This is a genomic window from Herminiimonas sp. KBW02 (genome assembly GCF_003852535.1).
Taxonomy (GTDB): Bacteria; Pseudomonadota; Gammaproteobacteria; order Burkholderiales; family Burkholderiaceae_D; genus Oxalicibacterium.
In genome coordinates, this window is the sequence record NZ_QAJP01000004.1 from 537,509 (window position 1) to 551,150 (window position 13,642).

Below are 13,642 nucleotides of genomic sequence, written 5' to 3' on the forward strand. Positions count from 1 at the left end.
ACTAACTACCCGTAGTCACTTTTAACTGAATGGAGCATGGTATGAGTAATCCGAAACTGGAAGTATTGACCCCAAGTAATTCGCAGCTGATTTTCATCGATCACCAGCCGCAAATGGCTTTCGGTGTGCAATCGATAGATCGCCAGACCCTGAAAAACAATACGGTTGCACTGGCCAAGGCTGGCAAGACATTCAATATTCCTACCATCATCACCACGGTGGAAACAGAAAGCTTTTCCGGTCACACCTATCCGGAATTGCTGGACGTATTCCCGGGCAAGGAAATCCTGGAGCGTACTTCCATGAATTCATGGGATGACCAAAAGGTACGTGACGCATTGAAGAAAAATGGCCGCAAGAAAGTCGTGGTTGCTGGTCTGTGGACCGAAGTCTGCAATAACAGTTTCGCCCTGTGCGCCATGCTGGAAGGCGACTATGAAATCTACATGGTGGCCGATGCTTCCGGTGGTACTTCAGTGATGGCACATGACCTGGCCATGCAACGCATGATTCAGGCCGGCGTGGTGCCTGTCACCTGGCAGCAAGTCATGCTGGAATGGCAGCGTGACTGGGCACGCAAGGAGACTTACGATGCCGTGACCTCCATCGTGAAAGAACATTCCGGTGCATACGGCATGGGTATCGATTACGCTTACACCATGGTGCACAAGGCTCCGGCACGCTCGGTCGGCGCGCACGAAACACTGGCGCCGGTGCCAGCTCCGGTACGCTGATAGCTGCAAGCTTGCTGCACAGATGCGCAGCAAGCGCAGATCACATGCGTAAGGCCATCGTCTGTATGGACGGTGTGCCTTACTCCTGTCATCTTTATCCGGCCATCCTGGGCCGCGGTATCAAGTAAACTGTTCGTTCGACGACCCATTCCCGTCGCTGATCGCAGCGGGAATTGGTCGTAAATCGGTCGTATCATGCAGACAGCGACTGTTTTATCCCATCCGACCATCATGAATTTGCTCTCCTGCCTGGTAGCGACGATCTGTAAGCCTGCCAGGCAAGGCCGGATCACGCTTGTTTACTGGTGTCTGCTATTGCTGGCGATGCTGGTGAATATCAACGCGCTGGCAGCGAGCACCCCATCACTCGAACATCTGGAGCACAGGCGCTGGCTGGCAGCCGATGGTGGTCCCAGTCAGGTCGGTGCGATAGCGCAGACACGTAACGGCTATCTCTGGCTGGGCACCAACGACTCCTTATATCGTTTCGACGGATCACGTTTCGTTCGCTATGAAGCGCCGGATGGCAAGGCGCTGGGTATAGTCTCGTCGCTGCTGGCAGACGGTGATGATTTATGGGTAGGCTTGCGCGCCGGTGGTGTGGCGCGGGTTCATCCACAGGGCATGCAGCGTTACACTCCTGATGCGACCTTACCCGGCGGCGTGGTCTACAGCCTGGCGCGTGATCGCCAGGGTGCGATCTGGGCCGCTGCCGATGATGGACTGGCGCGATTTGACGGCAAGCGCTGGCAGCATGTTTCCGCTGACTTGAAATTCCCCGGCCGCAAGGCGCGCACGGTATTCGTTGATCGCAGCGGCACGGTGTGGGCGGTGAATGAGTACCGGTTGTTCTATTTGCCGGAAGGTGCGACGGCGTTCATGGATAGCGGCGTTACGGTCGAGGGTGTCAGCAGTATTGCGCAGGCGGCAGATGATTCCATCTGGCTGGCAGAGCGCTATAGCGGCAAGCTGCACCGGATCGTGACGGTGGCAGGCAAGCTGTTCATCAGCAAGTCCAGCCATGCAGCAGCCAGCGGCTTGCTGTTTGATCGCAGTGGTGCCTTGTGGATCAGTACCCTGGGACGCGGTCTGAAGTATGTCGCTGCGCCGACCGACATGAATGCGATAGGTGCACGCGAACGTTTTGCCGGCAAGGATGGTTTGAGTTCCGACTATGTCTGGCCGATGCTGGAAGATCGCGACGGCAATGTATGGGTCGGCACCAATGCCGGGCTGGATCGCTTTCGCCCGCGCGTCCTGATGCCGTCTGACTTTCCGACGGATGCACTGAATTATGCGCTGGTGGCTGGTGGCGACGGCAGCATCTGGGCCGGGAGCGCCAATCGTCCGGCCATGCGGATGAAGAGTGGCAATGTCTATCCGCTGACGATGCCGGCACCGGCCACCAGCGCTATACGTGATAGCAAAGAACATATCTGGATGGCCGGGTCGGGTGGCATCTGGCGCTCGGAAGGCGAACGACTGGTGTTTGCTGCGTACTTGCCGCAGGGTGCGCCAGCCGACTCTGCAGTACGAGCTATGGTGCATGATCTCGACGGCAATCTGTGGGTCGCGATCAATCGCCTCGGGCTGTATAAATTACATGCAGGCGTATGGAGCCAGGTACCTGCACCGACTTCACTCCCCAGTCAGTTAATGCCGGTGGTGGCCAGTGCGGATGCGCAAGGGCGGCTATGGTTTGGTTATCGCGATAACCTGCTGGTGATGCGTGATGCGCACACAGAAAAACAGTGGAGCAAGGCCGACGGCCTGCACATAGGGCATATCACTGCGATTACGCCGCAAGCGGGGCGCACCTGGATAGGTGGCCAGCATGGGCTGGGCTTTATCCAGGGTCAGCGCTTTCATGCGGTGCAGATGCCGGGTAACGGCTTGTTCGACAATATCTACGCGATCCTGCTGGTGCCGGGGAAAGACGGCGAGGATGTGTGGATACATAGCAAGGCCGGGATATTCGAGTTGAGTCATGTCGAGCTGGAGCATGCGCTGGCCGATCCGGCTTACCAGATACGCTACCGTTCCTATAATTTGATGGGTGGTCTGGCGAATGATCCGTATCAGGTTTTACCGTTGCCGACGGCGATACGTGCCGACGATGGCTTGTTGTGGTTTTCCACCAGCAATGGCGTGATGTGGATAGATCCGCAACGGCCGCGGCAGGATGATGCGGTGCCTGAAGTCACCATCGAGTCGGTCAGCGTGGATGGTGCGTTCCTGGCGCAAACGACACCGACGGTATTGGCCGCGAACGCACAGCGCATCGTGATTGATTATGCGGCGCTGAGTTTGTCGGCCCCGGAGAGTCTGTCCTTCCGCTATCGCCTCGATGGTTACGACCACGGCTGGCATGACGCGGGACGGCAGAGCGAGGCGACCTACACGGCGCTGGCGGCGGGCAATTATCGCTTCCGCGTATTGGCTTACAACAAGGATGGTTTGCCCAGTTCGCAGGAAGCCGTGTTTGCTTTCACGATCCCGCAGGTGTTCTACAAACAACCGTTGTTTCTGTTAATCGCCGGCGTGGCGATCTTTGTGTTGCTGTGGATTTTTTACCGTATCAATGCGCGTCGTGCCGCAGAGCACATGCGCACACGGATGGAAGAGCGGCATGCCGAGCGCGAACGTATTGCACGCGAATTGCACGATACTTTATTGCAGGGCGTCTATGGATTGATCCTGCGCTTCCAGGCCGTGGCGCAATCGATACCGGCTGATCATCCGGCCCGGATCGGTCTGGAAAAGGCACTTGATCGTGCCGATGAAGTGCTGATAGAAGGGCGTGACCGGGTACGCGATTTGCGCAATGAAGTGGTGACAGGTGATTTGCATGATTGTATACGGGCACTGGGCGTCAGCCTGGCGTATGACGGCAGCGCTGCCTTCCATCTGTCCGTGATCGGCACGCCACTGCCGTTGCGTGCGACTGTCCGCGATGAGATTTACCGCATTGCGCACGAAGCGATTAATAATGCGTTCCGCCATGCACGTGCACAGCAAGTGCTGGTAAAAATCGAATATACGCTGCGTGCCTTCCGCCTGACCATCAGTGACGATGGCGTCGGCATAGACCAGGCATACATCAGCATTAAAGGGCGCCCGGATCATTGGGGTCTGCGTGGCATGCATGAGCGTGCGCACAAGATAGGCGCGAATCTGAATATCAAGAGTATCGGGGATGCCGGTACCGAAATCGTACTCAGCATGTCGGCCAGGTTGGCTTACCGCAATATCATGCGCTGCTGGTTAAACCGGATCAGCTGGCGCAAGAAACCAGGAATTGAGTTGTGATGACTGTAAATAAAACCATACGTGTACTTGTCGCGGACGACCATCCTTTGATGCTGGAAGGGATAGCCGCTGTGATCGGCAGCCAGAGCGATATAGAGCTGGTGGGGGAAGCCGCGGACGGTAATGAGGCGCTGGCATTGTTTCGTACACTGCAGCCGGATGTGACGCTGATCGACCTGCAAATGCCGAACGCGAACGGGATCGATGCGGTGCGCATGATACGTGCCGAGTTCCCGCAGGCGCGCATTGCAATACTGACGACTTATCGCGGCGACGTACGCGCGCTGCATGCAATTAAGGCCGGTGCGCAGGGTTATTTGCTCAAGAGTGCCTTGCGCAAGGAGTTGTGTGATGCGATACGCGCACTGGCGGCCGGGCAGCGTTATTTTCCACCGGAAATATCTGCCGAACTCATGGAGTACATGGGGCAGGACTGCCTCAGCCCACGTGAAATCCAGGTGCTGAAGCTGATCGCGCAAGGCCTGAGCAATAAGCAGATTGCGCTTGAGTTGGTCCTGACTGAGGATACGATCAAAGGCCACCTGCGCAGCATCATGGATAAGCTCGGTGCCAACAACCGTACACATGCGGTTACCATCGGTATAGAGCGCGGTTTTATAGAGTTGTAGTCAGGCGTGTAAACCACACTTTAGTGTAGTTTTACTTCCCCCTGCCAGGGGCTGTTGCACACGGGCTTACGCACGCATCATTCTTGCTTGTGTATTTGATGTGATGTTAACAGGAGCTAACCCGTGCATACCCTCCCACTGCGCCGCCCGCCACATGGCTATCCTGCACGCAAGCCGGAACAGACAGCCCCAGCTTCACTCAATATCATCGACATCTCTTTTCAGGAAGAGAGCAGCAAGTCAGAGCAGGCCGGAAAGAACGTCCTTGCTGCCTGGCAAATCCAGCGCCTGAATACGTATATAGACGAATGCATGGCGACGCGTATCCGCACCATGGATCTGGCCGCTGCACTGGAATTAAGCGTGAGTCACTTTTCACGCATCTTTAAGCAGAGCTTTGGCGTTTCGCCGCGCATCTATATTTTGCAACGACGTATTGCGACGGCCTGCAGCAGCATGTTGCTGTCAGACTTGCATCTCACTGACATCGCTTACATGCATGGATTCTGCGATCAATCGCATTTCACCCGGGTTTTTAATTCCGTTCATGGTGTTTCGCCGCAAGAGTGGCGCAGGCTGAATAAACGCAGTCAGTCCGCAACGGATTACAGAGGGGCGCTCGCATTGAATGCTATAGCTGCGTAAGCAATGCAAAAGGGCAAGGTTGCCCTTGCCCTTTTACTTGAATCAGCTGGTCCGAACGGACCATCGCCGATTTATTTTACTGATTCAATCAACTTATCGAGTTTCACCGCATCGACGCAGAATGCACGTATGCCTTCTGCCAGTTTCTCGGTCGCCATCGCATCATCATTCAACAGGCTGCGGAAGGTTTTTTCATCCAGCGTGAGTTTGACGATGTCTGCGTTCTTCGCTTCTGCCGGTACCAGCTTGCGTGCCAGTGGTGCATCCGACTCAGCCAGTTTTTGCAAAAGCTCAGGGCTGATGGTCAGCAGGTCGCAACCGGCCAGCTCGATGATTTGCGAAGTGTTGCGGAAGCTGGCACCCATGACCTCGGTCGCGTAATCGAATTTGCGATAGTAGGTATAGATGCGCTTGACCGATTGCACACCCGGATCATCTGCACCAGTGTAGTCGGTACCGGTCGATTTTTTATACCAGTCGTAGATACGGCCGACGAACGGCGAGATCAGCTGGACGCGGGCATCGGCGCAGGCAATCGCTTGCGGCAGCGAGAACAGCAGGGTGAGGTTGCAGTGTATGCCTTCTTTTTCCAGCACCTGTGCGGCACGTATGCCTTCCCAGGTCGATGCGATCTTGATCAGGACGCGGTCACGCGAGATGCCGGCGGCTTCGTACAGGCGGATCAGGGTGCGGCCTTTTTCTATCGAGCCTTCGGTATCGAAGGACAGGCGTGCATCGGTTTCGGTGGAAACACGGCCCGGGATGACTTTCAGGATTTCCTGGCCGAAGGCAACCAGCAAGTGATCGACGATTTCATTGGTGCTTTTGCCCGCGTGGTCGCGTGCTACCTTTTCCATGATGGGGCGGTACTCATCCTTCTGTACAGCCTTCAGGATCAGTGAGGGATTGGTCGTTGCATCTTGCGGTGCAAATGCCTTGATCGACTGGAAATCGCCTGTATCGGCAACTATGGTGGTGTATTGCTTCAGTTGTTCGAGTTGGTTCATGGCACGCTAACGTTGGCTGTATGGGGTGGTATAGACAAGCTTATTGTACGCAATGTTTCGTCATTTTTGCTGCAAGCTGAGCAGGCAAGTCTCACGGCGCTTGCAGGAAGGAGTCGAATTGCAGGTCGAATTTCTGCAAGGCCTTCTGTGCCTGCAGCATTTTTTTGCGGCGCTCCGGGCTGAGGCGCAGTGCGAGTCCGACTGCCAGGATATCGATCACGACCAGGTGCGCAAGACGGGCCGAGATCGGCGTGTAAGGATCGGTATGGAACTGCAGATCGATAGGAATCAGCACGGTCGCGAGTTCGGCCAGCGGTGTACCGCTGGGCGCCAGCACCACGATGGCCGCGCCTGAGCTGCGCGCCAGTTGCACGCTGCGCAGCAGCGATACGCTGTTGCCGCGTTGCGAGATGGCGACCACGACGTCACCTTTTTTCAGCAGGGATGCGGCGATGCTGTGTATGTGCGGATCCGAGTACGCGACGGTCGGTACGCCGGAGCGGAAGAATTTATGCTGGGCATCAGCGGCGATGATGCCGGAGGTACCCTGACCGTAAAATTCTATGGTGTTGGCCCGTCCCAGCACTTGCAAAGCCTGTTCTATCGCATTCGCATCCAGGCTATTGCGCAGGTCGAGCAGGGTGTTGATGGAGCGATTGCAGACTTTGTCGACCAGGTCGGCCGCCATATCGTCCAGCACCGGCGATGCGCCATCGCCGGTAGACAGGGCCAGGCCTTGTGCCAGTTTGAGTTTGAAGGCTTGCCAGCCATCGAAGCCGATGGCGCGACAAAAGCGCACCACGGTCGGCTCCGAGACGTCGGCTTTTTTCGCCAGTGCAGTAATGTTTTCTGCGATGGCCAGTTCAGGCTGTTCCAGTACGGCAAGTGCGACTTTTTTTTCCGATTTGGAAAGCGAGTCGTACTGTGTGCGTATGGAATCGAGCAGCATGCCGGTGTGTTCCGCTTATTCCGGCAAGGCTTCTTCGCGCCATTGCAGGCCGTCGCGGCCGATCAGCGAGCTGGATGCGGCCGGACCCCAGGTGCCGGATGCGTACGGCAACGGTTCATTGCCTTCCTGTTCCCAGTAACGCAGTATTGGTTCTACCCATTCCCATGCCGCTTCGAGTTCATCGCTGCGCATAAACAGTGTCAGCTGGCCGCGCAAGACGTCCAGCAGCAGGCGTTCATAGGCATCCATGCGCGGTGCCTTGAAGGTTTCTGCGAAGTCGAGTTCCAGTTCGACTGGTTTCAGGCGCATGCCGTCGCCCGGTGTTTTCGCCATCAGATTGAGTTGCAGGCCATCATCCGGTTGCAGGCGGATCACCAGGCAGTTCGGCTGGAAGCTGCTGGTTGATTGTGCAAAGATCGAATGCGGAATCGATTTGAAGCGCACCACGATTTCTGCCAGTTGGTCAGCCATGCGTTTGCCGGTCCGCAGGTAGAAGGGCACACCGGCCCAGCGCCAGGTATCGATCTCGGCTTTGACGGCAACAAAGGTTTCGGTATTGGAATCAGGGTCGGCAGTTTTTTCCTGGCGATAGGCCGGTACCGCGACACCATTGACGTGGCCGGCGCGGTATTGGCCGCGCACGACGTTCTTGGCCAGCGTGTTTTGCGTGAATGGTTTGAGCGAACGCAATACTTTCAGCTTTTCATCACGGACTGCATCCGGTGTCACTGACAGTGGTGGCTCCATTGCCACGATACACAGCAGTTGCAGCAAATGGTTTTGCATCATGTCGCGCAGTGCACCCGAGGTTTCGTAGTAACCCATGCGGTTACCGACGCCCAGTTCTTCTGCAATCGTAATCTGTACGTCAGAAATCCATTCACGACGCCACAACGGTTCGAACAGCACATTGCCAAAGCGCAGGGCCAGCAGGTTTTGCACTGCTTCCTTACCGAGGTAGTGATCGATACGGTAGATCTGCGATTCCTTGAAGACCTGGCTGACTTCCTGATTGATTTGTTTCGCGCTGGCGAGATCACGGCCCAACGGTTTTTCCAGCACGACACGGGTTTGTTCTGTTGCGAGGCCACGTGCCGACAGATTGTGGCAAATGCTGGCGAACAGGGTCGGCGGCGTCGCCAGGTAAAACACCCGGGTCACGCTGCTGCTGTCGCGTAATACATCGTTCAGCGGCTGATAGGTCGTCGCATCGCTGGCATCCAGCGCAATGTATTTGATGCGGGCGCAGAATTTGTCCCACACATTCTGACTGAAGGTCTTTTCACTGATGTGTGATTTGGCGTTTTCATTCACGGTCTCTATGAACTCGGCCGTGCTGCGCTCGTTGCGCCCGACGCAGATGATCTGTGCCGTGGCTGGCAAATCCCCGGCGCGGTCACGTGCATACAGCGCAGGAATCAGTTTGCGCATCGACAGGTCGCCGCCGCCGCCAAACAAGACAAGATCAAAATCAGTAAGAGCCATGATGAAGGGTTTTAATGTAAGTAAGTGTTCGTCAGAACGTTATTGTTTTTAGAGTGCAGCCTTGGCACGTGCGATCAGGCCATTGGTCGAGCTGTCATGTTGCTCTGGTTTAGCTTTATCGCTGAGTTCGGCTGCGATGTTTTTTGCCAGTATCTTGCCCAACTCTACGCCCCATTGATCGAAACTGTTAATGCCCCAGATCGCGCCCTGCACAAACACCTTGTGTTCATACAGTGCAATCAATGCGCCCAGCGCGTGCGGATTCAGGGTTTCCATCAGGATGGTATTGCTTGGACGATTGCCCGGGAAGATGCGATGCGGCAATAGCTTCTGGATTTCAGCTTCAGGCAAACCTTGCGCCTGCATATCGGCGCGTACTTCGTCGGCATTCTTGCCGCGCATGAAGGCTTCGGATTGTGCGAAGCAGTTTGCCAGCAACAATACCTGGTGTTGTTCGAGTGCGTGGGTAGGCTTCAGGGCCGCGATGAAATCGACTGCCATGATGTCTGTGCCCTGATGCAATAACTGGAAGTAGGCGTGCTGGCCATTGGTGCCGACATCGCCCCAGATGATAGGGCAGGTCGTGGTGCTGGTTTTGGCGCCATCGACTTGTACGCTCTTGCCGTTGCTTTCCATTTCCAGCTGTTGCAGATAGCCGGGAAACAGACGTAAATCCTGATGGTAAGGCGCGATCGAAATCGAGCTGCTGCCGATAAAGTTGCGATTCCAGATGCCGATCAGCGCGAGGATGACGGGCAGGTTTTCTTCCAGCGGAGCTTGCTGAAAGTGCTGATCCATTGCATGCGCGCCAGCGAGGAATTCACTGAAGCATTCCGGGCCGATCGACAGCATCAGTGCGAGACCGATGGCCGACCACACCGAATAGCGACCGCCGACCCAGTCCCAGAACGGGAACATATTCTCCGGCGCTATGCCGAAGGCTTGCACCGCATCGAGCTGGGTAGAGACGGCGACGAAGTGTTTGCTTAAATCGCTTTCCTTCGCATGACGCAGGAACCAGGCACGTGCGGACTGTGCATTCATCATGGTTTCGGCGGTATTGAAACCCTTGGAAGCAATGATGAATAAGGTCGTGGCAGGGTTGATGCGCGTGAGCAGGGCGTCGAGGTCGTGGCCGTCCACGTTAGAGACAAAGTGCGTAGTCAGACGTGGATGGGCAAAGGAGCGCAGCGCCTGACAAGTCATCTTAGGGCCGAGATAGGAGCCGCCTATGCCTATGTTGACGACGTCTGTAATTTCACGGTTGTCATAGCCGCGCCACGCACCGGAACGGACGCGTTCGCTGAAGATGCCCATGCGATCCAGTACCGCATGTATTTCGGGAACGATGTCTTGCTGCCCCAGCACCAGCTTCTCATTGCGTGGTTTGCGCAGGGCTGTGTGCAGGACGGCGCGGTGTTCGGTACGATTGACTTCCTGGCCGGCAAACATTGCATCGCGCTGCGCTTCGACTTGCGTTTCGCGCGCCAATGCGTACAGCAATGTCATGGTTTTGTCATCGACTATATTTTTCGAGTAGTCGAGGAACAGGCCAGCGCCTTCGGCGGATAATTTGCTGAAGCGGGCAGGATCTTGCGTAAATAAATGACGAACCTGCCGGTCTTTGTTTTCTGTATGGTGCTGTTGCAGCGCCTGGAAGGCGGCAGTAGCGGTAAGGGTCGTGCGCATGGGCGTTATATGCGATCTATGGTTGGTTTTCACTATACATCAGTTTATGGTAATTTCACTACAAATAAATTTACGAGCGGCAATGCAAGACGCTATATTCGCAACGTTCGCTATTTGTAGTGAGCCTGTAACGGATACCTGCTAGCAAGGAAAGTTCAATCTAATCTCATAATTCCCGGGTTTGCTGCGGGATCGCACAGGAATGAATTTCTGGCGCGTAATGTAGTCATAGCGTAGTCATGACTTTCTGCACCCCGGTAAAAAATGACGATAGGTGGCTGTAAATTATTGTAGTAAAATTTCAAAACTGTTTTTCTAGGGATTTAATATGTCGCTCCATCCTGTTGTGACTGCCGTAACCGCACGGATCGTAGAGCGTAGCCGGCCGTATCGCGCTGCTTACCTTCAACGTTTGGAAAATACGCGTCAAAAGGGTGTGCAACGCAGTACGCTGTCCTGTACCAATCTGGCGCATGGTTTTGCCGCTTCTCCGGCCAACGACAAGCTGATACTCAAGCAGCAGGTCGCGCCATCGATTGCCATCGTCTCTGCCTACAACGACATGCTGTCGGCGCATCAGCCTTTTGAACGCTTCCCGCACATCATCAAGGATGCGGTGCGCAAGGCCGGTGGCGTGGCGCAATTCGCCGGTGGCGTACCGGCTATGTGCGACGGTATTACGCAAGGGCAGCCGGGGATGGAGTTGTCGCTGTTCTCGCGCGACACGATTGCCATGTCTACCGCGATTGCCTTATCCCACAATATGTTCGACGCCGCCGTCTATCTGGGCGTATGCGACAAAATCGTACCGGGCCTGGTCATAGGCGCCCTGCATTTCGGTCATTTGCCTGCGGTATTTGTTCCGGCGGGGCCAATGACGAGCGGCATGTCGAATCCGGAAAAAGCCAAAATACGCCAGCTCTACGCACAAGGGAAAATTGGTCGCGACGAATTGCTGGAAGCCGAAGGCAAGTCCTACCACGACGCTGGTACCTGTACTTTCTACGGCACCGCGAACAGTAATCAAATGTTGATGGAAGTAATGGGCCTGCATTTGCCGGGCGCCGCTTTCATTACGCCGAATACGCCTTTGCGCGATGCCTTGACAGCCCACGCCGCACAACGTGCAGTCGAGATCAGTGCGCAAGGCCAGACTTACACACCCGTCGGCCGCCTGGTCGATGAAAAAACCATCGTCAACGCCGTGATCGCATTGCTGGCTACCGGTGGTTCGACCAACCACACCTTGCACCTGGTGGCGATGGCGAAGGCGGCAGGTATCGTGATCGACTGGGATGACTTTGATGCCTTGTCGGCAGTTGCACCGCTGGTGGCGCGTATATATCCAAATGGTGATGCCGACGTGAATCACTTCCACGCTGCAGGTGGCACCGGTTTTGTGATTCGTGAATTGCTGGATGCCGGGCTCTTGCATGACGATGTCATGACCATCCTCGGCCGCGGCTTGCGCGCGCATGCCACCGAACCTTTCCTGCAAGGCGAGCAAGTGGTCTGGAAGCCGGCTGCAGCTGTCAGCGGCAATACCGATGTATTGCGTACAGCCGCTGCGCCGTTCTCCGGCGACGGCGGGATGAAGCTCATGTCCGGCAACCTGGGGCGCGCCGTGGTCAAGGTTTCAGCCGTCAAGGTGCAGCATCGCATCGTCACTGCTCCAGCCATCGTATTCGACTCGCAGGAAGCATTTATGCATGCGTATCAGGCCGGCGAGTTGAATCGTGACTTCATCGCCGTGCTGCGTCATCAGGGGCCACGTGCGAACGGTATGCCGGAATTACATGCGTTGACACCAGCGCTGGGCAGTCTGCAGGATGCAGGACGTCATGTTGCCTTGGTGACTGATGGCCGCATGTCCGGCGCATCGGGCAAAGTGCCAGCCGCCATCCACGTTTCGCCGGAAGTATTGGCGGGCGGTCCTCTGGGCCGTGTGCGCACCGGCGACATGATCGAGCTCAACGCCGAAACCGGCGTGTTGCAGGCGCTGGTGCCGGAAGCCGAATGGGCGGCGCGCGGTGTAGAGCCTTCCGACCTGTCGCAGAATGAAATCGGCATGGGCCGCGAATTGTTTGCCATGTTCCGCCATTCGGTCAGTGCGGCGGAAGAGGGGGCAACCACTTTCGGCTTGCCACCACCACTGCTGGAAGCGGATGAAGATAAAACGACCAATACGCTGGCAGTGCCGGACGATGAGCCGTTTGTCGATGAAGATAATCTGATAGAGCGACCTATAGGAAACTGAATATGAATCTGCTGGAAATCATGCGTACCTCGCCGGTCATCCCGGTGATCGCTATCGACGACCTGGCGCATGCAGTGCCGCTGGCGCGCGCCCTGGTGGCTGGCGGCATCCGCGTGCTGGAAGTGACCTTGCGCACCCAGCACGGTTTAAGTGCCATACGCGCGATTGCGGAGCAGGTGCCGGAAGCAATACTAGGCGTAGGTACGCTGACCCGCTCGGAAGACTTTGCTGCGGCACGTGATGCGGGTGCGGTCTTTGGGGTATCGCCAGGTTTGACCAAGGAATTGATCCAGGGTTCGCTGGCAAGTGGTTTGCCTTTGTTGCCGGGGGTGATGACGCCGTCGGAAGTGATGGCAGCGCGGGAAGCTGGGTTCCATCAGTTGAAGTTGTTTCCCGCAGTGCCTGCGGGTGGTGTTGGCATGCTGAATGCGATTGCCGGGCCTTTGCCGGATGTGTTGTTCTGTCCTACTGGCGGGATTTCGCAGGAGACTGCGGCGCAGTTCCTGGCTTGCAAGAACGTGGCTTGTGTCGGTGGGTCTTGGCTGACGCCTAAGGATGCACTGGCGGCTGGGGATTGGGATAGGGTTACTGCTTTGGCTAAGGCTGCAGCTGGGTTGAAGTGATAGGGGTGAGTTTAAAAAAAGCCGCTTTTTAGCGGCTTTTTTTATTGGTGGTTTGGTTGGCGTTCTGGTGTTGCTGAAGTTGTTCTTTCTTCGATGAGAGGTGCGTTGCCGGGTGTGGCCCGGCAACGCACTTCTCTACGGAGTGATAACCCCATCAGTATCCTTGGTAAGAAGCCTCACCGCTCATAAGTTGACAACAGTCACCACTAACTAATACCCCGTAGACACAAGCCAGATCTGTGTGTACGCTTAAACCAGCCACATCGCGTTACGCTTCAGTCCGCACTGCTATAGAAACAAACCGAAAGTTGAATC

10 protein-coding genes are annotated in these 13,642 nt (G+C 56.0%); 6 read left to right on the plus strand and 4 right to left on the minus strand.

Annotated features, from left to right (window positions below):
- Positions 1-41: 41 nt before the first annotated feature.
- The 4 genes from DBR37_RS06835 (at position 42) to DBR37_RS06850 (ending at position 5,317) form a co-directional block, all read left to right on the plus strand.
- Positions 42-734, plus strand: a complete 693-nt coding sequence (locus tag DBR37_RS06835; RefSeq protein WP_124573705.1) for a hydrolase — start codon at positions 42-44, stop codon at positions 732-734.
- Positions 735-929: 195 nt separating this feature from the next.
- A complete protein-coding gene (locus DBR37_RS06840; protein WP_124573706.1) occupies positions 930-4,043 on the plus strand; it encodes a sensor histidine kinase in 3,114 nt (1,037 codons plus the stop codon).
- Positions 4,043-4,672 carry a response regulator transcription factor gene (locus DBR37_RS06845; RefSeq protein ID WP_124573707.1) on the plus strand — a complete coding sequence of 210 codons (630 nt, stop codon included), beginning with the start codon at positions 4,043-4,045 and terminating at the stop codon, positions 4,670-4,672. The genes DBR37_RS06840 and DBR37_RS06845 overlap by 1 nt, the downstream gene beginning before the upstream one ends.
- A 123-nt stretch (positions 4,673-4,795) precedes the next feature.
- On the plus strand, positions 4,796-5,317 hold the full coding sequence (locus DBR37_RS06850; protein WP_124573708.1) for a helix-turn-helix transcriptional regulator: 522 nt from the start codon (positions 4,796-4,798) through the stop codon (positions 5,315-5,317).
- A gap of 71 nt (positions 5,318-5,388) precedes the next feature.
- Here DBR37_RS06850 and tal read toward each other — a convergent pair whose 3' ends face one another.
- The 4 genes from tal to pgi form a co-directional block, all read right to left on the minus strand.
- On the minus strand, positions 5,389-6,324 hold the full coding sequence (gene tal, locus DBR37_RS06855; protein ID WP_124573709.1) for a transaldolase: 936 nt from the start codon (positions 6,322-6,324) through the stop codon (positions 5,389-5,391).
- A 91-nt stretch (positions 6,325-6,415) separates the two neighbouring features.
- Positions 6,416-7,273, minus strand: coding sequence for a MurR/RpiR family transcriptional regulator (locus DBR37_RS06860; protein ID WP_124573710.1), 858 nt, complete (start codon positions 7,271-7,273; stop codon positions 6,416-6,418).
- Between the two features lie 15 nt (positions 7,274-7,288).
- Entirely contained in the window at positions 7,289-8,758 is a 1,470-nt protein-coding gene (gene zwf / locus DBR37_RS06865; protein WP_124573711.1) for a glucose-6-phosphate dehydrogenase, read from the minus strand.
- A gap of 48 nt (positions 8,759-8,806) precedes the next feature.
- A complete protein-coding gene (gene pgi, locus DBR37_RS06870) occupies positions 8,807-10,447 on the minus strand; it encodes a glucose-6-phosphate isomerase (RefSeq protein WP_124573712.1) in 1,641 nt (546 codons plus the stop codon).
- Positions 10,448-10,775: 328 nt separating this feature from the next.
- Here pgi and edd point away from each other — a divergent pair, with 328 nt between their 5' ends.
- Entirely contained in the window at positions 10,776-12,704 is a 1,929-nt protein-coding gene (gene edd / locus DBR37_RS06875; protein ID WP_124573713.1) for a phosphogluconate dehydratase, read from the plus strand.
- A 2-nt stretch (positions 12,705-12,706) separates the two neighbouring features.
- Positions 12,707-13,327, plus strand: a complete 621-nt coding sequence (gene eda, locus DBR37_RS06880; protein WP_199739057.1) for a bifunctional 4-hydroxy-2-oxoglutarate aldolase/2-dehydro-3-deoxy-phosphogluconate aldolase — start codon at positions 12,707-12,709, stop codon at positions 13,325-13,327.
- Positions 13,328-13,642 lie beyond the last annotated feature (315 nt).

Coding starts and splice junctions, on each gene's coding strand:
- edd (WP_124573713.1), top strand. CDS start 10,776: ATGTCGCTCCATCCTGTTGTGACTGCCGTAACCGCACGGATCGTAGAG.
- zwf (WP_124573711.1), bottom strand. CDS start 8,758: ATGGCTCTTACTGATTTTGATCTTGTCTTGTTTGGCGGCGGCGGCGAC.
- eda (WP_199739057.1), top strand. CDS start 12,707: ATGAATCTGCTGGAAATCATGCGTACCTCGCCGGTCATCCCGGTGATC.
- DBR37_RS06845 (WP_124573707.1), top strand. CDS start 4,043: ATGACTGTAAATAAAACCATACGTGTACTTGTCGCGGACGACCATCCT.
- DBR37_RS06860 (WP_124573710.1), bottom strand. CDS start 7,273: ATGCTGCTCGATTCCATACGCACACAGTACGACTCGCTTTCCAAATCG.
- DBR37_RS06840 (WP_124573706.1), top strand. CDS start 930: ATGCAGACAGCGACTGTTTTATCCCATCCGACCATCATGAATTTGCTC.
- pgi (WP_124573712.1), bottom strand. CDS start 10,447: ATGCGCACGACCCTTACCGCTACTGCCGCCTTCCAGGCGCTGCAACAG.
- DBR37_RS06835 (WP_124573705.1), top strand. CDS start 42: ATGAGTAATCCGAAACTGGAAGTATTGACCCCAAGTAATTCGCAGCTG.
- tal (WP_124573709.1), bottom strand. CDS start 6,324: ATGAACCAACTCGAACAACTGAAGCAATACACCACCATAGTTGCCGAT.